The sequence below is a fragment of the Variovorax sp. KBW07 genome (genome assembly GCF_003852515.1).
GTDB lineage: Bacteria > Pseudomonadota > Gammaproteobacteria > Burkholderiales > Burkholderiaceae_C > Variovorax.
Genome location: NZ_QAJK01000027.1, coordinates 8,163 through 29,730, shown reverse-complemented (window position 1 = coordinate 29,730; position 21,568 = coordinate 8,163). Strand labels below are relative to the sequence as shown.

The window sequence follows — 21,568 nt, the reverse complement described above, 5'->3', positions numbered from 1 at the left end:
TTTCCACCGGAGACACGCTCATGAACATCAGACCCCTCACGCCCTCCCTGGGGGCGGAAGTCTCGGACGTCCACCTCGGCGAGGCCTCGCGCGACGCCGGTTGCTTTACGCAGATCCGCGCCGCGCTGCTGAAGCACAAGGTGCTTTTCTTTCGCGGGCAGGACATCACGCGTGCCGAGCACGTGGCGTTCGCGTGCTGCTTCGGCACGCTCGAGGACCATCCCGTCGTCGGCAGCGATCCCGAGCATCCGGGGCTGGTGCGCATCTATCGCAGCGACAGCAGGCACAGCTACGAGAACACCTTCCATTGCGACGGGCTGTGGCGGCAGAGCCCCGCGATGGGCGCGGTGCTGCGTTGCATCGAGTGCCCGGACATCGGCGGCGACACCATCTGGGTGAACATGGTGCAGGCGCACGACGAGCTGCCCGACGAGATCAAGCAGAAGATCGGCGGCCTGCGCGCCAAGGCCAGCATCGAGCACTCGTTCGGCGCCGTCATGACGCCCGAGGCGCGCCGCAAGCTGGGCCAGGACCATCCGCCGGTGGAACACCCCGTGGTGCGCACGCACCCGGAGACCGGGGAGAAGGTGCTCTACGTCGGCGCCTTCACCACGCACCTCGCGAACTACAGCACGCCGGAGAACGTGCGGCACGGCATCGACAAGACGCCGGGCGCGGCGCTGCTGCTGAACTACCTCGTCAGCAGGGCCACCATCCCCGAGTACCAGGTGCGCTGGTCCTGGCGGCCCGGCGACGTGGTCGTCTGGGACAACCGCAGCACGCAGCACTACGCACTGAACGACTACTGGCCCGCGCCGCGCAAGATGGAACGCGCCGGCATCGTCGGCGACGTGCCGTACTGAGCCCCGGCGCCGAACCCGACCCCACACCGCACCGCACCGCATCGCAATCCGGAGACGCAACGACATGAACTTCCTCGATGGCCACCTGTTCCCCGAGAACCAGCAGCCGCTGATCATCACCGCCGCGCCCTATGCGCCGGGCTGGCTTCCCTCGGACTTCCCGGAAGAGATTCCGGTCACCATGGAAGCGCAGATCCAGAAGGCGGTGGACTGCTACAACGCCGGCGCCACCGTGCTGCACCTGCATGTGCGCGAACTCGACGGCAAGGGCAGCAAGCGGCTGTCGAAATTCAACGAGCTGATCGCCGGCGTGCGGGCGCGCGTGCCCGAGATGATCATCCAGGTGGGCGGCTCGATCAGCTTCGCGCCCGAGACCGAGGGCGCGGCCGCCAAGTGGCTCTCGGACGACACGCGCCACATGCTCGCCGAGCTCGAGCCCAGGCCCGACCAGGTGACGGTGACCGTCAACACCTCGCAGATGAATGTCACGGAGCACGCCGAGCTGGCGGACTTCAAGGGCACATCGCGCGAGATCCCGGCCATCTTCGAGGCCTACAAGGAAATGACGGTGCCCGCGCAACCCGGCTGGGTCGAGGAGCACATCCGCCGCCTCACCAAGGCCGGCATCCAGAGTGCTTTCCAGTGCTACAACATCAACAGCTTCGAGTCGGTCGAGCGGCTGATGCGCAGGGGCGTCTACAAGGGGCCGCTGGTCATGAACTGGGTGGCCATCAGCGGCGGCATGGACGCACCCAACATCTACAACCTGGCCAACTTCGTGCGCGCCGTGCCCGACGGCGCGGTGCTCACCGTGGAAAGCTCGGTGCGCAACGTGCTGCCCGTGAACATGATGGGCATCGCCATGGGCCTGCACGTGCGCTGCGGCACCGAAGACGTGCTGTGGAACCAGACGCGCAGCGCCAAGATCGGTACCGTGGCGCAGATCGAGCAGCTGGTGCGCATCTCGCGCGAATTCGGCCGCCCGATTGCAACCGCGCAGCAGGCGCGCGAGATCTCGAAGATCGGCGTGTTCTATGACTCGGCGGAAGAATCGCTGCAGGCCAACGGCTTTGCGCCCAACCGCCACGGCGCCAACCAGGGCTTCCTGCGCAAGGCCGCCTGACTCCTCGTGGAGGGCATGGCGCATGCCCTGCGCTTCGAGCACGGCCAGCGAGGCGTCTTGCCTCAGCCCTGAGCCGCCGTGCCGGCGGCCTGCCGGCTCCATTGGGAGGCGCTGCACCCGAAGTGGTTGCTGAACCAGTGGCTGAAGCTGCTGGGGCCTGAGAAGCCCAGCAGCTCGGCCACTTCGCCCAGCGGCAGGTCGCTGTCGCGCAGATGGCGCCTGACCAGATCCGCGCGCACCTCATCGAGCAGGTCGCTGAACGTGAGCCCTTCCGCCTGCAGCCGGCGGTGCAGGGTGCGGCGGTCGACACGCAGATGCCGCGCCACCGTCTGCACCGTGCAGTCGCCCGTTGGCAGCAAGGCCAGGATCAGTTCGCGGCACGCGTCGCGCCCGCTCTCGCCGCGGTCCTTGAGGGCCGCCTCCAGGTACTCGCGCGCGAAACGCGCTTCCGCCTGATCGCCGGGTGCGCGCGGCTTGAGAAGATCGGCCGCCAGGCACACCAAGCCGTTGAAATCCTGGTTGAACTTGATGCTGCGGCCGAAGAAGGCCCGGTGCGCCGAGGCATCCGCCGGCGGACGGTGCGTAAAGCAGACCTGCTGCGGCCGCCATTGCGGACCGATCAGCTCGCCCAGGATGCGGTACACGATGCCAACGGCAAGTTCTATCGACTGGCGCATCGGCAGGCCGGGACTCGGCAACAGGTCTTCGTGGACCACGACCGTGTCGCCCGCGTCTTCGAGGCGAAAGATCAGCGAGGCGTTCACCAGCTTGAGATAGCGGCTCAGCGTGTCCAGCGCGGCCCGCGGCGTAGGTTCTTCCTTGAGCACGAGGCTGATCGGGCCCAGCGCCGAGAGCCTGCGCTGCGCCGCCAACCGGAGCGCGAAGTCCTCGGTCCGGGTGGCACGCGCGGTGATCTCGAGCAACTCGCGCACGGCATCCCCGGGGATCAGCGTCTCCGGATGCTCCAGCTGGTTTGCTTGAAGCCCCACGCTGCGCATGAACGCATGGGGGTCACGGCCGAGCGACCGCACCAGCTCGACGTAGCCGCTCAGGCTGGCGCTGCGCATCAATCTGCCGAGGTGTTTCATGGAGGGGCTCATGCGGTCTGCAGCTTGCCAAGGAACGAAGGTGCGCTTTGGTTTCTCGATGATTTTCCGATTGTGCGGCGTTGCAGCAGCTTTGCCTGCGAGAACGTCAGGCCGTCAGGCGATGGCCGCGCGCCGAGTCAATCGCGTGGCAGCGTGGAGGGCGGGCGTCCCGCAAGGCGGCGGCTTTCGCGGGACAGGTGCGGCTGATCGGCGTAGCCCGCTTCGGCGGCCAGGTGGGCCAACGGCGTCGATGGCTCCGCGCGCGCCAACTGCCGGAAGCGCTGGTAGCGCAGCAGGCGTGCCAGCGTTTGCGGGCCATAGCCGAAGTGCTGCACGAAACGGCGGCGCAGCGTGCGCTCGGGCTGCTGCAGGCGCTCGGAGAGCCAGCGCAGCGGCGAATCCGCGGGGGCCATGCCGGACTGCAGCAGGCAGAAGGCTTCGGCCATTGCGGCATCGGGCGTGAGGTTCGCGGTTGGCCGCGCGGCCACCCTGTCCACGAATTCGGCGGACGAATCGGCGGCCAGGCATGCCGCGCGCGGCCCCCACAGATCGTCCAGCGCAACGCGGCAATCCGTCAGCGCACTCATGTCGATGCCCAGCCACACGGCCGCCGCACCGGGACGAAAGCGCAGGCCCAGCACCTGCGCGCCAGGCCGTAGCGCTTCGGCATGCGGTTGCCGGTCGGGGCCGGCCACGCGCGCCACGCCATCGATCCACTGCAGGTCGATCGAGCCGTCGGGCACCACCAGCAGCGGCGTGCAGTCTGCATCAGCAGGCAGCACATGCAGCCACTGACAGGCAAAGATGCCGCGCAAGGGAGGCGGCACCGGGACTTCGGTGTAGCGACCCACTTCCTGCGCGAGCGGTGTGGCCGTTTTGTTCAAGTCGGCGGACATGGCGTGATGCAAGCTGGAGGCTTCGATTGGACAGCAAAGCAGGAGCCCCCACATGAAAGCCCGTATCTCCGTTCTCACCCTCTGCGTGGACGACCTTGAGCGCGCGCTGCGCTTCTACCGCGACGGCCTGGGCCTGGCGACGCCAGGCATCATCGGCCAGGAATTCGAACACGGCGCGGTTGCCTTCTTCGACCTGCAGCCCGGCCTGAAGCTGGCGCTGTGGCCGCGCGACAGCCTGGCGCACGACAGCGGCATCGCGCGCCGCGGCAGCGCCTCGCCCGACTTCACCATCGGCCACAACCTGCGCAGCGAAGCCGAGGTGCAGGCCACGATGGCGCAGGCCGAGGCCGCCGGCGCAACCATCGTGAAGCCGGCGCAGAAGACTTTCTGGGGCGGCTTCGCAGGCTACTTCCAGGACCCGGACGGGCATCTGTGGGAGGTGGTCTACAACCCGGCGTTCCTGCCGGAGGACTGAAGCGGATATCCGACAGCAGAGGGGGCGCGATTCGCAGCAAGGCCGCCGCCCTCCAGGGGCAACCCCGATGCCTTGCCGAACACATGGACTTCAAGGTACGGCTGGCAGTTTCAGCAGGGCTTCAATCAGCGCGGCGCCATGCGCAAGCTGCCGTCCAGGCGAACACATTCGCCGTTGAAGTAGCCGTTGACCACCATGGTCTCCACCAGCTGGGCGAACTCGTCCGGCTCGCCCAGGCGCTTGGGAAAGGGCACGGACGCCGCCAGCGCCGCCTTCACGTTGTCGGGTGCCGCCGCCAGCAGCGGCGTGTTGAACAGCCCCGGCATGATGGTGTTGACGCGAATGCCCTCATCCATGAGGTCGCGGGCGATGGGCAGCGTCATCCCGACAATGCCGGCCTTGCTGGCCGAGTAGCTGACCTGGCCCATCTGTCCGTCCTGCGCCGCCACCGATGCGGTGTTGACGATCGCGCCACGCTCGCCGCTTTCGAGTGGCTCCAGCGTGAGCATGCCCGCCGCCGACTTGGCGATGCAGCGGAAGGTGCCCACCAGGTTGATCTGGATGATGCGGTCGAAGTTGGCCAGCGGGTAGTGGCGGATCTCGCCGGTCTTCTTGTCGCGGCTGGCGGTCTTGACGGCGTTGCCGGTGCCCGCGCAGTTGACCAGGATGCGCTCCTGCCCGTGCGCGGCGCGCGCCTTGGCGAAGCCAGCGTCCGCCTGCTCTTCACTGGTCACGTCCACCGGGCAGAAAACGCCGCCAAGCTCCTTGGCCAGGGCTTCGCCCAGTTCGGCATTGAGGTCGAACAACGCGACCTTGACGCCCTGCGCCGCCAGACGGCGCGCAGTGGCCGCGCCCAGGCCCGATGCGCCACCAGTGATGACGGCGGCAATGCTTGAATTCAGTTTCACGGGAAAAGTCTCCGAAAGAGGAATAGAGAGGTATGCGTTTGCTGCTGCTCAGGTGCCATGAAAGCGCGCGCCACGGGCGGCCATCTCCCGCATGCGGGCCGTGGGCTGCACCGCCGTGCCCAGCGTGGGCACCAGCCGGTCGCAACGCGCCACCACCTCGGCCAGGCCCAGCCAGTCGGCGAACTGCAGCGGGCCGCCCGCATAGGCCGGAAAGCCCAAACCGAGCTGCAGGGCCGTGTCCAGTTCGGCCGGGCTGCCGACCACGCCTTCTTCGAGCGCATGCGCGGCCTCCACGATCATCGGCAGCATCATGCGATCGGTGATCTCGGCATCGGTGAAGAGGCGAGGCCCCTGGGGTTGCAGGCGTGACAGCAATGCATGGGTGTCGTGCGCGGGCGAGCGCTGCGGCTTGCCCCTGGCGTCGGCCTCGTAGCGGTAGAAGCCCACGCCGTTCTTTTGTCCGTAGCGCTTTTCGCTGGCCATCAGGCGCAGCGCATCGCGTTCGATGGGTGGCATGCGTTCCGGGTAGCCGGCCGAGATCACGTCGTTGACGTGGCTGCTGGTGTCCATGCCGACCACGTCTTGCAGGTAGGCCGGCCCCATGGGCCAGCCGAAGGCTTCCATCACCCGGTCCACCTGCACGAAGTCGGCGCCGTCGGCCACCAGGTTCAGGAAGCCGCGCATGTAGGCCGTGAAGATGCGGTTGACCAGGAAGCCCGGGCAGTCGGCCACCACGATGGGCGTCTTGCCCATGGCCTGCGCATGGCGCACGGCGGTGGAGACGGCCGTCTCGCTGGTGCGGCTGCCGCGAATCACTTCCACCAGCGGCATCATGTGCACCGGGTTGAAGAAGTGCATGCCCACGAAGTTCTCGGGGCGCTTGAGCGGCTGTGCGATGTCGTCGATGCGCAGGCTCGATGTGTTGGATGCGATCACCGTGTTCGCGCCCAGGTGGCCTTCGAGCTCGGCCAGCACCTTTTGCTTGACGCCCAGGTTCTCGACGATGGCCTCGATCACGCAGTCCACTTCGCCCAGCCCAGTGTTGTCCAGTTGCGGCGTGATGGACGCGAGCACGGCGTCGGCGCGCGCCTGGTCGAGCTTGCCGTTCTTGACGAGGCGAGCCAACTGCTTGGTCGCCTCATTCATGCCCAGGTCGAGTGCGGGCTGGGCGATGTCCTTCATGCGCGTGGGCACGCCGCGCAGGGCGCTGGTGTAGGCAATGCCCCCGCCCATGATGCCGGCGCCCAGCACGGCGGCGCTCCTGACCGGCGTGCCGGCCTTGGCGTGGCGCTTGAACAGCTTCTTCAGCGCCTGGTCGTTCAGGAAGGCCTGCACCAGGGAACTCGCCGCCTGGGTGCGGGTGACGATGCCGAAGGTTCTGGATTCCGCCGCCAGCGCGCCGGCGCGGTCCAGGCCGGCGGCATCGGCCATCATCTGCAAGGTCATCATGGCGGCCGGTTGCTGGCGCGCAGCCAGCGCGGCCGCCTTGGCCAGCGCGGCTTCGAAGATGGGCGCGCGCTCGGCGGCGCTCATCGCCACGGGTACCAGCTTTGGGTGGCGCCTGGCCATCCAGTCCACCTCGCCAGCCATCGCGCGCCGCAGCATCGAAGTGGCCGCATCGCGCAGGGCTTCGGGTGCTACCACTTCGTGAATCACGCCGGCCGCCAACGCGGCGCTGGCGGGCTGCGGACGGCCGCCGCCCACCCAGTCGCAAGCCACCGCCGGGCCCGCCAGACGAGACAGGCGCGCGGTGCCGCCCAAGCCGGGCAGCACGCCCAGCTTGACTTCGGGCAGGCCCACCTGCGCACTGCTGGACATCACGCGCAGGTCGCCGCCCATGGCCAGCTCCAGGCCACCGCCCAGCGCGAAGCCGTTGATGGCCATCACGGTGGGCACCGGCAGGTCTTCGAAGGCAACCAGGAAGCGGTTGGAGCGGGTCACGCCCGCCGTGATTTCTTCGGAGGTCTGCTGGAACATCGGACCCAGCTCGCCGATGTCGGCGCCGACGATGAACACCTCCTTGGCGCTGGTGACCAGCACGCCCTTCAGGTCGGCCTGACCGGCCAGCCACTGCACGGCTTCACCGAATTCGTCGACGGTGCGCGCATCCAGCTTGTTGATGGCCTCACCCTGGCGATCGAAACACATTTCGAACACACCGGACGCCACACCCGGCAACGACAACGCACGAACCCAGACACTTTGACCTTGAAACACGGATCACCTCTTGCAATCCCGGCACCGCGCCAGGCATGAACTCAGTCTAGGTAGGGGGGCTTCGCTCCCGCTTCGTCCGAAGCGACGAAAACCCGGGCGATGGCGCAAAATCCCCGCGGCGATCAACGGCAGGGCGCGCGCATTCGGCGCCGCACTTGTCCGCCCACCCCCGCGATGCCCATGCCCTCCTCCGCCACGACCGCCCCCTCCGATCGCCAACGCCTGGCCCAGGCTGCCACGACGCTGGAGAACAAGTTCCACGCGCCCGTTCCCGTGGCCGCCCAGGTGACGCGCGAAGCCTTGTGCCAGGCGATCTGCCAAGGCGAAGGCCAGCTGGTGCTGGTGCGCGCGCCCGCCGGCTTCGGCAAGACCACCGCGATGATCCAGGCGCGTGAACGCCTGCAGGCACAGGGCGTGGCCACGGTGTGGCTCACGCTGGACAACGCCGACAACGACGCCTCGCGTTTCATGAGCGCCCTGACCCAGGCCGTGACGCGGCTGGGCCTGCTCGACGCGCAGGACAGCTTTGGCAGCGATGCCGTGCAGGCGCTGAGGCACGCCGACGAACCCTTTGCTCTTTTTCTCGATGAGTTCGAGACCGTGCACGAGACAGCCGCGATGGGACTGGTGCGCGAGATCGCTGAACACCTGCCGCGCCGCGGCCGCCTGGTGATTGCCACGCGCAGCCTGCCGTCGCTGGGCCTGGCGCGGCTTCGCGTGCGCGGCCGCCTCACCGAGATCGATGCCGACCAGCTGCGCTTCTCGCTGGAAGACACCAACGCCTTTTTCGGCCTGCGCCAGACGTATGCGCTCAGCGCCGATCAACTGTTCCGCCTGCACAAGAAAACCGAAGGCTGGATTGCCGCCTTGTGGCTGGCCTCCATGGCACTTCACCGTCACGGCGACACCGCCGATTTCATCAGCCGCTTTTCAGGTTCGGACCGTTCGGTGGCCGACTACCTGGCCGAAGAGGTGCTGGCACGCCAGCCCGAAGCGACACGCCAGTTCCTGCTGCGCACCAGCCTTCTGCGCCACCTCGAGCCGTCTGTGTGTGCCGCGCTCATTCCGCGTACCGACTGCGCCTTGCTGCTGGAACAACTCGACGCGGACCATCTGTTCCTGACCCCCGTGGCGGGCGAGCAGCGCACCTGGCGCTACCACAGCCTGTTTGCCGACTACCTGCGCGCGCAACTGGAGCGCGAGCACCCCGACGACGTGGCGCGCCTGCACCTGGCGGCCTCGGGCTGGTACGAATCGCAAGGCCGGCCGGTACCGGCGATCGATCACGCGATCGAGGGCGGCGACCATCCGCACGCCATGGAACTGCTGGATGCCAATGTCGAGCACTTCCTCAGCCAGGGCCGCATGCGGTTGCTGGCGCGCTGGTTTGCCGCACTGCCGCCCGAACCCTTGAAGGAATACCCGCGCCTGCAGATGAGCGCGGTGTGGGCCGCCAGCTTCACGAACGGGCCCGACGCCGCGATGGAACTGCTCGAGCGTTGCGGGGCCAGCCGCAGCGACGACGCACAGCTGCGCGCCAACGCGGCCGGCGTGCGGCCCATTCTGCTGGCCATGCAGGACCGCGGCGAGGATGCGCTGGCCGCCGGGCGGGAAGCCCTGCGCCTGCTGCCCAGCGGCAACCATTTCGCCGATGGCACGCTGCTCAATGCCATGGCACAGATCACCGCGGAAGCCGGCCAGTCGCGCGAAGCCCAGCAGTTGCTCGACGCGGCGCGGCGCGAGCAGGGCGACGGCTGGTTCAACCGCATGTACAGCGAGTCCATCGAAGGCCTGCTGGACCTGCAGCAGGGCCGGCTGCGCCAGGCGACGGCACGCTTTCGGCTTGCGGTGGATTCCACCCATGCGGGCAGCTACCAGCACACCCACGGCAACGGCTGGCCGGGCGTGCTCTACACCAGCGTGGTGTACGAAGCCAACGACCTGGACCAGGCCGACCACCTGCTCAACGTCTACCTGCCCATGGCGCGCGACGTGGGCCTGCCGGACCACATGATCATGAGCTATGCGATGCGGTCGCGCATCGCGTTCGTCAACGGCGATGTGGATGCCGCCTCGCTGGCGCTGACCGAACTGGAATACCTGGGCAACCAGCGCAAGCTGCCGCGCGTGGTGGCCGCGGCCAAGATGGAACGCGCGCGCTTGCTGCAGTTGCAGGGGCATGGCACCGCGGCGCACGACGAACTGGTGCGCGCCGACGACCCCGCCCTGTGGGAGCGCGAGCAACGCCTGCGCCTGCTGGCGCACGAGGTGGAATACATGGCCCTGGCGCGCCTGCGCTGGGAACTCGCATTCGGCGGCGCGACCGATGCGCTGGCCCGCATCGATGCCCAGGTGCGACACGCCACGGCGATGCAACGCCACCGCCGTCTGCTCGCCTTGCGGCTTCTGCGCGCACGGGCCCTGCAACGCGCGGGCGATCTGACGGCCGCGGTGACCCAGGTGGGCGGCGCCTTGCAGTTCGCCTGCCAGGAAGGCTACATGCGGCTGGTGCTGGACGAAGGACCGGCGGTGGGCCAGTTGGTGCGGCGCTATCAGACGCTGCACGAGAGCAGCCGGACGCGCGACCCGCTGATGAGCGACTACCTGCAGCGCCTGTTGCGCGCCTTCGGTCCCCTGCCCCCGGAAGCGGAGCCGGCGCCCGACCTGCCGAGCGGCTCGCTGGAGCCGCTCACGCGCAAGGAACTGCGCGTGCTCGCGCTTCTGGTGGAGGGTTATTCGAACAACGCCATGGCTGAGAAGCTCTATGTGTCGGACAGCACGGTGCGCACGCACCTGCGCAACATCAACATCAAGCTGGGCGCGCAAAGCCGCACGCAGGCGGTGGCGATTGCGCGTCGGCTGAGACTGGTGTCGTCGTGATCAGTTCGGCGCCGGCTGAAACACGGGCTGGCGCTTGCCCATGCCGGCACGGATCGCTTCGAGCTGGTTGGGGCTGCCGATGAGCGCCTGCTGCTCGAGCGACTCCGCCAGCAGCATCACTTCCGCACCTTCGTCGCGCGACTGGTTCAGCAGGCGCTTGGCGGCGCGCACGGCGTCGGGGTTGCGCCGCGCCACCGCATGGGCAAACTCGCGCGCCCGAGCCAGCGGGTCGTCATGCACCGCCGTGGCCAGGCCCAATCGGCAGGCCTCGTCGCCGCCCAGCACGCGCGCGCTGTAGATCAGCTCGCGCGCCACATCGTCGCGCAGCAGATTGCGCAGCAGCGCCATGCCGGCCATGTCGGGCACCAGCCCCCATTGCATCTCCAGCACCGACAGGCGCGCGTCGGGCGCCGTGTAGCGGATGTCGGCGCCCAACGCGAGCTGCAGTCCGCCGCCGAAGGCCACGCCATGCACGGCAGCCACCACCGGCACCGCCAGCGTGTGCCACTGCCACGCCACCTGCTGTGCGCGGTTGGCCGCGCCGTGGGTGCGCGACACCAGATCGGTCAGGCCTTCGCCCGCGCCCTGCCCCTGTGCCATGGCATCGAGGCTGCCCATGTCCAGTCCGGCGCAGAAGGCCCGGCCCTCGCCGTGCAGCACCACCGCGCGCAGGTCCGGCAGGCGGGACAGATGCTTGCCGGCCAGCAGCAGGCCATCGAACATCGCGGTATCCAGCGCGTTCATCTTGTCGGCCCGGCACAGCCGCACCTCGGCCACGCCATGGGCCGCGTCGTGGTTGACCGCCACGCGGTCGGCGAAGCGCTGTTCAGCCATTGCGCTTCTCGCGGTCGGTGGCGTTGACGCGCTGAATGTTCTCGCGCGCGCGCCGCCAGTCTTCGTCGGTCCAGCTGGCCAGGCCCGCAAAGTTGCCGCCCGTGGCCTGGTAGTGCGCGCCATCGATGGCGATGGTCTGGCCCGTGAGGTACTCGGCGCCCGGCCCCATCAGGAACACCGCCAGGTTGGCCAGCTCGGGCATGCGGCCGTCGCGGCCCATGGGGTTGCCGCCCAGGATGCGTTCACCGCCCTGCGGGTTCAGGCGCGCGCTCATGCCTTCCGTGGGAAACACGCCAGGCGCGATGGCGTTGAAACGGATGCCGCGGCCACCCCATTCCACGGCCAGCGATTGCGTCATGGCATGCAGGCCGGACTTGGCCATGGCCGAGGGCACGCAGAACGGCGTGCCGTTCCAGACCCAGGTGGTGAGGATGGACGCGACCGAGGCCTTGCGGCCCTCGGCCAGCCAGCGCTTGCCGCATTCCAGCGTGAGGTAGAAGGTGCCGCGCAGCACGATATTGGTCACGGCGTCGAAGCCGCGCGCCGACAGGTCTTCGGTGCGGCTGATGAAGTTGCCGGCCGCGTTGTTGATCAACCCGGTGAGCGCGCCGCCGTCGGCCCAGATGGCGTCGAGCATGACCTGGATGTTGGCGTCGTCGCGGATGTCGCACACCAGCGGCACCACGCGGCCGCCGCCGTTGTCCGCATGGGCCGCCGTGAGCTCGGCGGCCGTCTGCGCCAGCACCGGTTCGCGCCGCCCGCAGATGTAGACCGTGGCGCCCAGCATGCACAGCGCTTCGGTCATGACGCGGCCCAGGCCGCTGCCCCCGCCGGTCACGAGAATGCGGGCGTCGTGCAGCAGGCCGGGCTTGTAGATCAGGTCGTCCAGGGTCATCGTGTTGTCTCCGTGTGTTCGGGTTTCAGGTGTTCGGGCCGTGGGCTGGGCGGTGGCGCATGACGCTCACAACACCGTGCGGCTCTTCCATGCGCGATGGGGCGGTGTCCTTGCATGGAGGGGCCAGCCTATGCCGGCCGAGGTCGGCTTGCCTTCGTCGAAACGGACGAACTTGCGCCCTCTGCGCGCATCGCTCTTTCGCGTTGCCGTCGCGCCGCGCGGCGCCTTCCCGATTCGTCGCTTTCGACGAAACGGAACGCTTCCGGCGGCGTCCAGAATTCTTCTTCCATTCCCCCTCTATTCAGGAGTCGCCGTCATGGCAGAAGCATTCATCGTCGCCGCCACCCGCACCGCATCGGGTCGGCGCAACGGCCGTCTCTCGGGCTGGCACCCGGTCGACCTGGCCGCTCAAGTGATCGACGAGGTGCTGGCGCGCACCGGCGCCGATCCGGCCCTGGTGGACGACGTCATCCTGGGCTGCGTCGGCCAGGCTGGCGAGCAGTCGAACAACACCGCCCGCATGGCCGTGCTGAGTTCGCGCCTGCCCGTCACGGTGCCTGGCACCACGGTGGACCGCCAGTGCGGCTCGTCGCAGCAGGCGGTGAGCTTTGCAGCCCAGGCCGTCATGTCCGGCAGCATGGATTGCGTGATTGCCGGCGGCATCGAAAGCATGAGCCGCGTGCCCATGATGATGCCCAGCGACCTGCCTCGAAAGAACGGCCTGGGCTTCTACATGGGCCAGACGCTGCAGGAGCGCTACCCCGGCGTGGAGCTGAGCCAGTTCACCGCCACCGAGCTGATGGTCCGGAAGTACGGATTCGCGCGCGAGCAACTCGACGCCTTTGCGCTGCGCAGCCACCAGCGCGCCATCGCCGCCACGCGCGAGGGCCATTTCGCCAGGGAAATCATGGCCGTGCCCGCGCGTCGCGTCGCCGAGGAAGCGCCGGGTAAGGCGCCGGGTAAAGCGCCGAGTGAAGCGCCGGGTGAAGCGCACACGGTGGACGAAGGCATACGCTTCGATGCCTCGATCGAGAGCATCGCCGGCGTGAAGACCATGGCCCCGGGCGGCACCATCACCGCCGCCAACGCCAGCCAGATCGCCGACGGCGCCAGCGCCGTGATGATCGTCAACGAGCGCGGCCTCAAGGCCCTGGGTGTGCAGCCGCTGGCCCGCATCCACCACATGTCCGTGCTCGGCAGCGACCCGGTTCACATGATGGAGACGCCCGTGCCGGCCACCCTGCACGCGCTCAGCAAGGCCGGCATGAAGATCGAGGACATCGACCTGTACGAAGTCAACGAGGCCTTCGCCTGTGTGCCGCTGGCCTGGTTGCAGGTGCTGGGCGCCGATCCGGAGCGCCTGAACGTGTGGGGCGGCTCCATCGCCCTGGGTCACCCGCTGGGCGCCTCGGGCACCCGGCTGATGTCCACGCTGGTCCACGCGATGCACCAGCGCGGCGCCCGCTACGGCCTGCAGACCATGTGCGAGTTTGCCGGCACCGCCAACGTGACCATCCTCGAGCGCCTGTGAGCGCGAGATGAACGCGGCACCGATCAAGAAGCCCGGCATGGCCGGTCCTCTGCATGGATTGAAAGTGGTCGAGATGGCCGGCATCGGCCCGGCGCCTTTTTGCGCCATGCTGCTGGCCGACCTGGGCGCCGAGGTGGTGCGCATCACACGGCCCGGCACGGCATTGGACGGCAACGACATCACCACCCGCGGCCGCCCTTCGATCGCGCTGGACCTGCGCCAACCCGAGCCTGTGGCCGATCTTCTGCACCTCATCGATCGCGCCGATGTTCTCATCGAGGGCTTTCGACCCGGCGTGATGGAGCGCCTGGGCCTGGGCCCCGAGGTCTGCATCGCGCGCAACCCGCGCCTGGTCTATGGCCGCATGACGGGCTGGGGACAGCACGGGCCGCTGTCGCATGCAGCAGGGCACGACATCAACTACATCGCCATCAGCGGCGCGCTGCACGCCATCGGCCGCTCGGGCGAAGCTCCTGTGGTGCCGCTCAACTACGTGGGCGACTTCGGCGGAGGCGCCATGCTGCTGGCCGTGGGCATTCTGGCGGCGCTGCGCGAAGCGGCGAACTCCGGCCGCGGCCAGGTGGTGGATGCCGCCATGAGCGACGGCGCGGCCCTGCTGTCGGCCTTCATGTACGGCTTCAAGGCCGCCGGCAACTGGAGCAACGATCGTGGCGAAAACATGCTCGACGGCGGCGCCCACTTCTACGACACCTACGCCTGTGCCGACGGCAAGTACGTGGCCATCGGAGCCATCGAACCCCAGTTCTACGCGGAGTTGCGCGAGCGCTGCGGCATCAACGCGCCGCTGTTCGACGGACAGATGGACGCCACGCGCTGGCCGCTGCTCAAGCTCAAACTCGCCGAAATCTTCCGCACCCGCACGCGCGACGAATGGTGCGCCCTGCTGGAAGGCACCGATGCCTGCTTCGCCCCTGTGCTGAACTGGGACGAAGCGCCCGAACACGCGCACAACCGCGCCCGCAACACCTTCTTCACGCAAGACGGCATCACGCAGCCCGCGCCCGCGCCACGCTTTTCGCGCACGCCCTCGGCCCGGCCCACGCCCCCCACGGCCGGCACGCTGGAACAGGCGCTGCGGGACTGGGGCGCCATGCAACCGGCCTGCTGATTCACTTCCCATCATCCATACGGAGACCCCATGCCCCTGCAATTCAAGCGCTCGTGGAGCGATGCCGACCTGGAGAGCTACCGCGACTCCGTGGCGCGCTTTGTCGAAGCCGAAATGGCGCCCCACGACGAAGAGGCCCGCAAGCGCGGCAACGTCGGCCGCGAGCTCTGGCGTCGCGCGGGCGAACTCGGCTTTCTCTGCTCCGACATTCCCGAGGAATACGGTGGCGGCGGTGGCGACTTTCGCCACGAAACAGTGTTCAACGAAGAGATGGCGCGTCGGGGCCTCACCGGCATGGCCGCTTCGGTGCATTCCATCGTCGCGCACTACTTCCTCAACCACGGCACGCAAGAGCAGAAGCAGCGCTACCTGCCGCGCATGGCGCGCGGCGAGACGATCGGCGCCATTGCCATGACCGAGCCGGGTACCGGCTCCGACCTGCAGGGCGTTCGCACGCGCGCCGACCGTGTGGGCGACCACTATGTGATCAACGGCAGCAAGACCTTCATCAGCAACGGCCTGCTGGCCGGCTTCGTGCTGGTGGTCTGCAAGACCGACACCAGCAAGGGTGCCAGCGGCGTTTCCATCCTGATCGTCGACACCGGGAACACCGAGGGCTTCCGTGTCGGCCGCGTGCTCGACAAGATCGGCCTGAAGGCGCAAGACACCTCGGAGCTTTTCTTCGACAACGTGAAGGTGCCCGCCGCCAACCTGCTGGGCGGCGTGGAAGGCAAGGGCTTCTTCCAGTTGATGAGCGACCTGCCCTACGAGCGCCTGGTCATCGGCACCATGGCCGTGGCCTGCATGGAAGGCGCCTACGAAGCCACGCTCGAGTACGTGCGCGACCGCAAGGCCTTCGGCCAAACGGTGGCCGACTTCCAGAACACCCGATTCAAGCTGGCGGATGCGGCCACGCAGATCACCGTCGGGCGTGCCTTCGTGGACCGCTGCGTCGAACAGATCGTGGCCGGCACGCTGGACACCGCCACCGCGTCCATGTGCAAGCTCTGGTGCTCGGAAACCCAGGGTCGCGTCATCGACGAGCTGCTGCAGCTGCATGGCGGCTACGGCTTCATGACCGAGTACCTGATTGCCCGCATGTACACCGATGCCCGCGTGCAACGGATCTACGGCGGTGCCAACGACATCATGCGCGAAGTGATCTCTCGCGCCATGTAAGCCCCTCAGTCGCAACGACCACACGCCACACAAAAAAATCCAGGAGACATCTCATGACCATGCACTACACGCAAGCGCTGCATCGCGCGACCCAGCTCTTTCCCCATAAGGCCGCGGTGAAGTGCGGTGATCGCTCGTTCACCTTCCGCGAGTTCGGGGACCGCGTGGCACGCCTGGCCGGCGCGCTCCAGGCACAGGGCCTGCAGGACGGCGACTCGGTGGCCATCCTGTCGCTCAACTCCGACCGCTTCCTCGAATACACCATGGCCGTGCCTTGGGCCGGCGGCGTGCTCAATCCCTGCAACATCCGCTGGTCTGGTCCCGAGATCGTCTACTCGCTGAATGACGCCGAGTCGAAATTCCTGCTGGTGGACGACACGTTCCTGCCGTTGGCGCAAAAGATCCGCGCCGATGCCAGGACCGTCAAGACCTGGATCTACTGCGGCGACAAGGCGGCACCGCCTGACATGCTCGACTACGAGACCCTGGTCAAGCAGGCCCGACCCGTGCCCGATGCCATGCGCCAGGGCGACGACCTGATGGGTGTGTTCTACACCGGCGGCACCACCGGTTTTCCCAAGGGCGTGATGGTCAGCCACGCCGGCGTGGGCGCCGGCGCCCTGGGCCTGCTGGGTGAACGTGCGGCGGCGCCCGACGGCGTGTACCTGCACTCCGCGCCGATGTTCCACGGCGCCGACCTGACGGTCGGCGGTGCGCACTGGCTGCTGGGCAATACGCAGGCCATCATCCCGGCGTTCAACCCCGAAGCCGTGGTCGATGCCATCGAACGCCACCGCGTCACGCACGGGGTTCTGGTGCCCACCATGATCCAGATGCTGGTCGACCACCCGGTGATGAAACAGGGCCGCGACCTGTCCAGCCTCCAGATGGTCATCTACGGTGGCTCGCCCATCTCCGAGGCCGTGCTCGATCGCGCGATGGCCGCGCTGCCTGGCGTGCAATTCCTGCAGGCCTACGGCATGACCGAGCTGTTCCCGCTGGCCACCTGCCTCCCCCCGGAGTACCACACGCCCGAGGGGCGCAAGCTCGGCAAGCTGCGCTCGGCCGGCCGCGCCAGTTGCATCACCGAAGTTCGCGTCGTCGACCCCGAGGGCATCGAGGTGCCACGGGGCACCGTGGGCGAGATCATTGTGCACGGCCCCAACGTCATGAAGGGCTACTGGCGCAAGCCCGAGCAGACCGCCGAAGCCGTGCGCGATGGCTGGATGCACACCGGCGACGGCGCCTACATGGACGAGGACGGCTTCATCTTCGTGGTGGACCGCATCAAGGACATGATCGTGACCGGTGGCGAGAACGTCTACTCGGCCGAGGTCGAGCAGGCTGTGGCCCAGCACCCGGCCGTGGCGGCCAGCGCCGTGATCGGCATCCCCAGCGAGCAGTGGGGTGAATCGGTGCACGCGTGCGTCGTCCTCAGGCCGGGCCAGGCGGCAACGGAAGAAGAGCTGGTCGCCCACTGCAAGAACCTGATAGCCAACTACAAGTGCCCGCGCAGCATCTCCTTCGTCGAGGCCCTGCCGCTCTCGGGCGCTGGCAAGGTGCTCAAGACCAAGCTGCGCGAGCCGTACTGGCAAGGCCAATCGCGGCGGGTCGGCTGAATCGGTACAGAAGAACCCACAGGAGACAAACGACATGATCTATTCACTCGCACGCGGCGCGGACCTTGCAGCGACCCTGAGGGCCTGCTGGCTCCGGCTGACGTGGGCTCTTGCAGCGCTGGCGCTTCTCGGCATCTGGTCGCCGCCCGTGATGGCGGGGCCGTTGGACGATCCGCGCAACGATGCCTTCTACACGCCGCCCGCCCAACTGCCGCCCGGACCGCATGGAACCCTGATTCGCTCGCGCCCCTTCGTGCCCGTCGGCTTGCTCGTGTCGGGCTGGCAGATCATGTACAAGTCCACCGATGCCAGCGGCAATGCCGTGGCCATTACCGGCACCGTGCTGGTCCCCTGGACACCCTGGTTCGGCGGCAACCGCCCGCTCATTGCCTGGGCGACCGGCACGCAGGGGATGGCGGACAACTGCGCGCCTTCGCATCAATATGCCGTCGGCACCGAGTACGAAGTGCTGCTGGGCGCCCCCGCTTCGACGCTGGCTCGCGGCTGGGCCATCGCGATGACCGACTACCAGGGCATGGGCACGCCGGGCGACCAACCTTACCTGGTCGGCAGATCCGAGGGGCAGGCCGTGCTCGATGCCGCGCTGGCGGCACAGCAACTGCCCGCGGCCAACCTCTCGGCCAATGCGCCGGTGGGAATCATGGGCTACTCCCAGGGCGGACATGCCTCGGCCTGGGCCGCCGAACTGCAGCCCAGCTACGCGCCGACGCTGAAGGTCAAGGGCGTGGCGGCCGGCGCCGGACCAGCCCGCATCGACGGAACCTTCTACAGCCAGAACAACGGCAGCCTCTTCGGCGGCGCGATGATCTACATACTGATGGGCATGAACGCGGCCTACCCGGAGCTCGACCTGCCATCCATCCTGACCTCGTATGGGCAGCATCTCGTGGCGGATGCGCGCGACAAGAAGTGCTTCATCGAGATGGAGGCCAGCTACCCCGGCACGAGCGATGCCGTGCTCGTCAACCCACCGGGCATCCTGGATCGCCCGGACTGGAAGGCGCGCCTGGCGCAGAACCGCACCGGGTCGGTGGCGCCCGCAGTTCCCGCGCTCGTGTATGCGGGGCTGCTCGATGAGGTAGTGCCCTACCCCGTCGCCAAGCAACTCTTCACCGACTGGTGCGCTGCCGGCGCCAAGGTGAGCTTTCGCACCATCGGCATCACGGAACATATCTCCGGCATGGCCCTGGGCTGGCCGCTCGCGCTGGGGTGGATGTCGGACCGGTTCGCCGGAGAGAGCGCACCGTCCGACTGCCCCTGAATTTCGGCCGCTCAGTCCATCACGAGGGGCTGGCGGCCGGCCTTATTCCACCGTCACGCTCTTCGCGAGGTTGCGCGGCTTGTCCACGTCGGTCCCGCGCGCACACGCCGTGTGATACGCCAGCAGCTGCAGCGGCACCACGTGCAGGATGGGCGACAGCGCACCGTAGTGCTCGGGCATGCGGATCACGTGCAGGCCTTCGCTGCGGTTGATCTTCGTGTCGCCGTCGGCCAGCACGTACAGCACGCCGCCGCGCGCGCGCACTTCCTGCAGGTTGCTCTTGAGCTTTTCGAGCAGCGCGTCGTTGGGCGCAACGGCCACCACAGGCATCTCGCTGGTGACCAGCGCGAGCGGGCCGTGCTTGAGTTCGCCGGCGGCGTAGGCCTCGGCGTGGATGTAGGTCACTTCCTTGAGCTTGAGCGCGCCTTCGAGCGCGATCGGGTAGTGCAGGCCACGGCCCAGGAACAGCGCGTTGTCCTTGCGCGCGAAGTCTTCGGCCCAGCCGATGATCTGCGGCTCGAGCGCGAGCACCGATTGCAGCGCGACGGGCAGGTGGCGCATTTCCTTCAGGTAGCGCGCCTCGTCGGCATCGCTCAGGCGGCCCTTGGCCTGCGCGATGGCGAGCGTGAGTAAAAACAGCCCGGCCAGTTGCGTGGTGAAGGCCTTGGTCGATGCCACGCCGATCTCGACACCGGCACGCGTGATGTACGCCAGCTTGCACTCGCGCACCATGGCGCTGGTGGCGACGTTGCAGATGGTCAGCGTCTGTTCCATGCCGAGCGAGCGTGCGTGCTTCAGCGCGGCCAGCGTGTCGGCGGTTTCGCCCGACTGGCTGATGGTGACGACCAGCGTCTTGGGGTCGGGCACGGAGTCGCGGTAGCGGTATTCGCTGGCAATCTCCACTTGCGTCGAGATTTTCGCGATGCCTTCGAGCCAGTACTTGGCAGTGCAGCCGCTGTAGTAGCTGGTGCCGCACGCAAGGATGAGGATCTTGTCGATGTCCTGGAACACGCGGTGCGCGCTGGCGCCCGTGGCGCCGTCTTGCCCGATGCCGTCGAACAGCTCGGGCACGATGCCTTCCACGCCTTCGAGCGTGTCACCGATGGCGCGCGGCTGCTCGAAGATTTCTTTCTGCATGTAGTGGCGGTAGGGGCCGAGTTCGGCCGCGCCGCTGTGGGCGAGCACGGTGCGCACCTGGCGGGTGACGGGCTTGTGGTTCTTGTCGACGATCCAGTACTTGCCGGGCTGCACGTCGACCACGTCGCCTTCTTCGAGATAGATGATCTGGTCGGTCACGCCCGCCAGTGCCATCGCGTCGCTGGCCAGGAAGTTCTCGCCGCCCTCCTTGCCCGCGCCCAGGATCAGCGGCGAGCCAGCGCGCGCGCCGACCACGCGCTGCGGTTCGTCGCGGCAGATCACCGCGATGGCGTAGGCGCCGTGCAGTTGCAGCACCGCGGCCTTCACGGCCTCGAACAGGTCGCCGTCGTAGAGGCTGTCGACCAGGTGGGCGATGACCTCGGTGTCGGTCTGGCTCTCGAACACGTAGCCCTTGGCCTCGAGCGCGGCGCGCAGCGTTTCGTGGTTTTCGATGATGCCGTTGTGCACCAGCGCGATGCGGCCGGCGCGCGTGCCCTGCGCATCGGCGCCGGGGCCATGGCTGAAGTGCGGATGCGCGTTGTGCACGGCAGGCGCGCCATGCGTGGCCCAGCGCGTGTGGGCGATGCCGGTCAGGCCTTCGACCTTGTCGTCGCGCACCTGCGCCACGAGGTCGGCCACGCGGGAGGTGGTGCGCGCGCGGGTCAGCCCGCCCGCATGCACCGCGACGCCGCACGAGTCATAGCCGCGGTACTCGAGCCGCTGAAGGCCCTGGACCAGGACCGGAACGATGTTGCGATGGGACGCTGCCCCGACGATGCCGCACATGGTGAGCTGCCTTTGAATGAAGAAGGTCTCGATGGTAGGAAGGCATCAAAGAAATATGTATTCATAATTTCTTTGATTTCGGACTTTTATTCCTCCGATTTGTTGATTTGGATTTTTATTCCATAATTTCAAACAATATGGAATCGATATCCCTGGATTCAACAGACCTGCGGCTGCTGGATGCGCTCCAGCGCGATGCCTCGCAAACCAACCAGCGCCTCGCCGCCGAGGTGGGCATTTCCCCACCCACGTGCCTGCGCCGGGTGCAGCGCCTGCGCGAAGAAGGGCTGATCGAGCGCCAGGTCGCGTTGCTGTCGCCCGACCGGTTGGCAACGGTGCTGGGCCATGGCCTGCAGGCGGTGGTCGAAATTTCACTGGACCGCCAGGACGCCCAATCGCTCGACGCCTTCGAGGCGCGCGTGATCGCCGACGACGCGGTGCAGCAGTGCTGGCGTGTGTCGCCGGGGCCGGATTTCGTGTTGGTGGTGGCGGCGCGCGACATGCCGGACTACGCCGCACTGACGCAGCGCCTGTTCACGGCCGACGCCAATGTTCGCAACGTCAAGGCGTTCTTCAGCCTCAAGCGCGCGAAGTTCGAGCCTCAGGTGCCGTTGGGATGAGGCGCTGCTGTCTAGTTTCGTTCAGGGCGACGCTCACGCCGACGGTGTGCTCTGCTCCGCGAATGTCCCCCGCTTCGCTCCTCCTTTATTTCGCTGCGCAGAGCAC

Annotated in this window: 17 protein-coding genes; 10 read left to right on the top strand and 7 right to left on the bottom strand. The window is 67.8% G+C overall.

Features of this window, described 5'->3' with window-relative positions; genetic code table 11:
• Positions 1 to 20 precede the first annotated feature (20 nt).
• Both DBV14_RS05935 and DBV14_RS05930 read left to right on the top strand, forming a co-directional pair.
• Positions 21 to 863, top strand: a complete 843-nt coding sequence (locus tag DBV14_RS05935; protein WP_124458267.1) for a TauD/TfdA family dioxygenase — start codon at positions 21 to 23, stop codon at positions 861 to 863.
• Positions 864 to 927: 64 nt separating this feature from the next.
• On the top strand, positions 928 to 1,986 hold the full coding sequence (locus DBV14_RS05930) for a 3-keto-5-aminohexanoate cleavage protein (protein ID WP_124458266.1): 1,059 nt from the start codon (positions 928 to 930) through the stop codon (positions 1,984 to 1,986).
• A 62-nt stretch (positions 1,987 to 2,048) separates the two neighbouring features.
• Here the strand turns inward: DBV14_RS05930 and DBV14_RS05925 are convergent, their stop codons facing one another.
• Positions 2,049 to 3,074 carry an AraC family transcriptional regulator gene (locus tag DBV14_RS05925; protein WP_124458265.1) on the bottom strand — a complete coding sequence of 342 codons (1,026 nt, stop codon included), beginning with the start codon at positions 3,072 to 3,074 and terminating at the stop codon, positions 2,049 to 2,051.
• 137 nt (positions 3,075 to 3,211) lie between these two features.
• The gene (locus tag DBV14_RS05920; RefSeq protein WP_124458264.1) at positions 3,212 to 3,970 is read right to left on the bottom strand and encodes a helix-turn-helix domain-containing protein; all 759 of its coding nucleotides are present in this window, start codon (positions 3,968 to 3,970) and stop codon (positions 3,212 to 3,214) included.
• Between the two features lie 52 nt (positions 3,971 to 4,022).
• Between DBV14_RS05920 and DBV14_RS05915 the strand changes: the two genes are divergently transcribed.
• Positions 4,023 to 4,445 (top strand): VOC family protein, encoded by a 423-nt coding sequence (locus DBV14_RS05915; protein WP_124458263.1) that lies wholly within the window; start codon positions 4,023 to 4,025, stop codon positions 4,443 to 4,445.
• A 125-nt stretch (positions 4,446 to 4,570) separates the two neighbouring features.
• On the opposite strand, the gene DBV14_RS05910 is transcribed toward DBV14_RS05915, so the two are convergent.
• Positions 4,571 to 5,353, bottom strand: coding sequence for an SDR family NAD(P)-dependent oxidoreductase (locus DBV14_RS05910; protein WP_124458262.1), 783 nt, complete (start codon positions 5,351 to 5,353; stop codon positions 4,571 to 4,573).
• A 48-nt stretch (positions 5,354 to 5,401) separates the two neighbouring features.
• Positions 5,402 to 7,570 (bottom strand): fatty acid oxidation complex subunit alpha FadB, encoded by a 2,169-nt coding sequence (fadB, locus tag DBV14_RS05905; RefSeq protein WP_124458261.1) that lies wholly within the window; start codon positions 7,568 to 7,570, stop codon positions 5,402 to 5,404.
• Positions 7,571 to 7,750: 180 nt separating this feature from the next.
• On the opposite strand from fadB, the gene DBV14_RS05900 reads away from it, so the two are divergent.
• Positions 7,751 to 10,450, top strand: coding sequence for a LuxR C-terminal-related transcriptional regulator (locus DBV14_RS05900; RefSeq protein WP_124458260.1), 2,700 nt, complete (start codon positions 7,751 to 7,753; stop codon positions 10,448 to 10,450).
• On the opposite strand, the gene DBV14_RS05895 is transcribed toward DBV14_RS05900, so the two are convergent.
• Together DBV14_RS05895 and DBV14_RS05890 are read right to left on the bottom strand one after the other, a co-directional pair.
• Complete coding sequence (locus DBV14_RS05895; RefSeq protein WP_124458259.1) at positions 10,451 to 11,284, bottom strand: crotonase/enoyl-CoA hydratase family protein; 834 nt, start codon at positions 11,282 to 11,284, stop codon at positions 10,451 to 10,453.
• A complete protein-coding gene (locus tag DBV14_RS05890; RefSeq protein ID WP_124458258.1) occupies positions 11,277 to 12,179 on the bottom strand; it encodes an SDR family oxidoreductase in 903 nt (300 codons plus the stop codon). Before DBV14_RS05890 ends, DBV14_RS05895 begins: the two co-directional genes overlap by 8 nt.
• Positions 12,180 to 12,495: 316 nt before the next feature.
• Between DBV14_RS05890 and DBV14_RS05885 the strand changes: the two genes are divergently transcribed.
• From DBV14_RS05885 to DBV14_RS05865, 5 genes are read left to right on the top strand one after another with little or no spacing between them, the layout of a single operon-like run.
• Positions 12,496 to 13,710 carry an acetyl-CoA C-acetyltransferase gene (locus DBV14_RS05885; protein ID WP_124458257.1) on the top strand — a complete coding sequence of 405 codons (1,215 nt, stop codon included), beginning with the start codon at positions 12,496 to 12,498 and terminating at the stop codon, positions 13,708 to 13,710.
• 37 nt (positions 13,711 to 13,747) lie between these two features.
• The gene (locus tag DBV14_RS05880) at positions 13,748 to 14,839 is read left to right on the top strand and encodes a CaiB/BaiF CoA-transferase family protein (protein WP_124458256.1); all 1,092 of its coding nucleotides are present in this window, start codon (positions 13,748 to 13,750) and stop codon (positions 14,837 to 14,839) included.
• Between the two features lie 30 nt (positions 14,840 to 14,869).
• On the top strand, positions 14,870 to 16,018 hold the full coding sequence (locus tag DBV14_RS05875; RefSeq protein WP_124458255.1) for an acyl-CoA dehydrogenase family protein: 1,149 nt from the start codon (positions 14,870 to 14,872) through the stop codon (positions 16,016 to 16,018).
• A gap of 59 nt (positions 16,019 to 16,077) precedes the next feature.
• On the top strand, positions 16,078 to 17,637 hold the full coding sequence (locus DBV14_RS05870) for a long-chain-fatty-acid--CoA ligase (protein WP_124458313.1): 1,560 nt from the start codon (positions 16,078 to 16,080) through the stop codon (positions 17,635 to 17,637).
• A gap of 34 nt (positions 17,638 to 17,671) precedes the next feature.
• A complete protein-coding gene (locus DBV14_RS05865; protein ID WP_124458254.1) occupies positions 17,672 to 18,919 on the top strand; it encodes a lipase family protein in 1,248 nt (415 codons plus the stop codon).
• Positions 18,920 to 18,961: 42 nt separating this feature from the next.
• Here DBV14_RS05865 and glmS read toward each other — a convergent pair whose 3' ends face one another.
• The gene (gene glmS / locus DBV14_RS05860) at positions 18,962 to 20,842 is read right to left on the bottom strand and encodes a glutamine--fructose-6-phosphate transaminase (isomerizing) (protein ID WP_124458253.1); all 1,881 of its coding nucleotides are present in this window, start codon (positions 20,840 to 20,842) and stop codon (positions 18,962 to 18,964) included.
• 137 nt (positions 20,843 to 20,979) lie between these two features.
• Between glmS and DBV14_RS05855 the strand changes: the two genes are divergently transcribed.
• On the top strand, positions 20,980 to 21,462 hold the full coding sequence (locus tag DBV14_RS05855) for an Lrp/AsnC family transcriptional regulator (RefSeq protein ID WP_124458252.1): 483 nt from the start codon (positions 20,980 to 20,982) through the stop codon (positions 21,460 to 21,462).
• The last annotated feature ends 106 nt before the right edge of the window (positions 21,463 to 21,568 follow it).

Excerpts from the sequence above, each read along its gene's own strand:
- DBV14_RS05895 (WP_124458259.1), bottom strand. The coding sequence starts at position 11,284 with ATGGCTGAACAGCGCTTCGCCGACCGCGTGGCGGTCAACCACGACGCG.
- DBV14_RS05925 (WP_124458265.1), bottom strand. The coding sequence starts at position 3,074 with ATGAAACACCTCGGCAGATTGATGCGCAGCGCCAGCCTGAGCGGCTAC.
- DBV14_RS05870 (WP_124458313.1), top strand. The coding sequence starts at position 16,078 with ATGCACTACACGCAAGCGCTGCATCGCGCGACCCAGCTCTTTCCCCAT.
- DBV14_RS05900 (WP_124458260.1), top strand. The coding sequence starts at position 7,751 with ATGCCCTCCTCCGCCACGACCGCCCCCTCCGATCGCCAACGCCTGGCC.
- DBV14_RS05880 (WP_124458256.1), top strand. The coding sequence starts at position 13,748 with ATGGCCGGTCCTCTGCATGGATTGAAAGTGGTCGAGATGGCCGGCATC.
- DBV14_RS05930 (WP_124458266.1), top strand. The coding sequence starts at position 928 with ATGAACTTCCTCGATGGCCACCTGTTCCCCGAGAACCAGCAGCCGCTG.
- DBV14_RS05855 (WP_124458252.1), top strand. The coding sequence starts at position 20,980 with ATGGAATCGATATCCCTGGATTCAACAGACCTGCGGCTGCTGGATGCG.
- DBV14_RS05915 (WP_124458263.1), top strand. The coding sequence starts at position 4,023 with ATGAAAGCCCGTATCTCCGTTCTCACCCTCTGCGTGGACGACCTTGAG.
- DBV14_RS05935 (WP_124458267.1), top strand. The coding sequence starts at position 21 with ATGAACATCAGACCCCTCACGCCCTCCCTGGGGGCGGAAGTCTCGGAC.
- DBV14_RS05875 (WP_124458255.1), top strand. The coding sequence starts at position 14,870 with ATGCCCCTGCAATTCAAGCGCTCGTGGAGCGATGCCGACCTGGAGAGC.
- DBV14_RS05885 (WP_124458257.1), top strand. The coding sequence starts at position 12,496 with ATGGCAGAAGCATTCATCGTCGCCGCCACCCGCACCGCATCGGGTCGG.
- DBV14_RS05890 (WP_124458258.1), bottom strand. The coding sequence starts at position 12,179 with ATGACCCTGGACGACCTGATCTACAAGCCCGGCCTGCTGCACGACGCC.
- glmS (WP_124458253.1), bottom strand. The coding sequence starts at position 20,842 with ATGTGCGGCATCGTCGGGGCAGCGTCCCATCGCAACATCGTTCCGGTC.
- DBV14_RS05920 (WP_124458264.1), bottom strand. The coding sequence starts at position 3,970 with ATGTCCGCCGACTTGAACAAAACGGCCACACCGCTCGCGCAGGAAGTG.
- DBV14_RS05865 (WP_124458254.1), top strand. The coding sequence starts at position 17,672 with ATGATCTATTCACTCGCACGCGGCGCGGACCTTGCAGCGACCCTGAGG.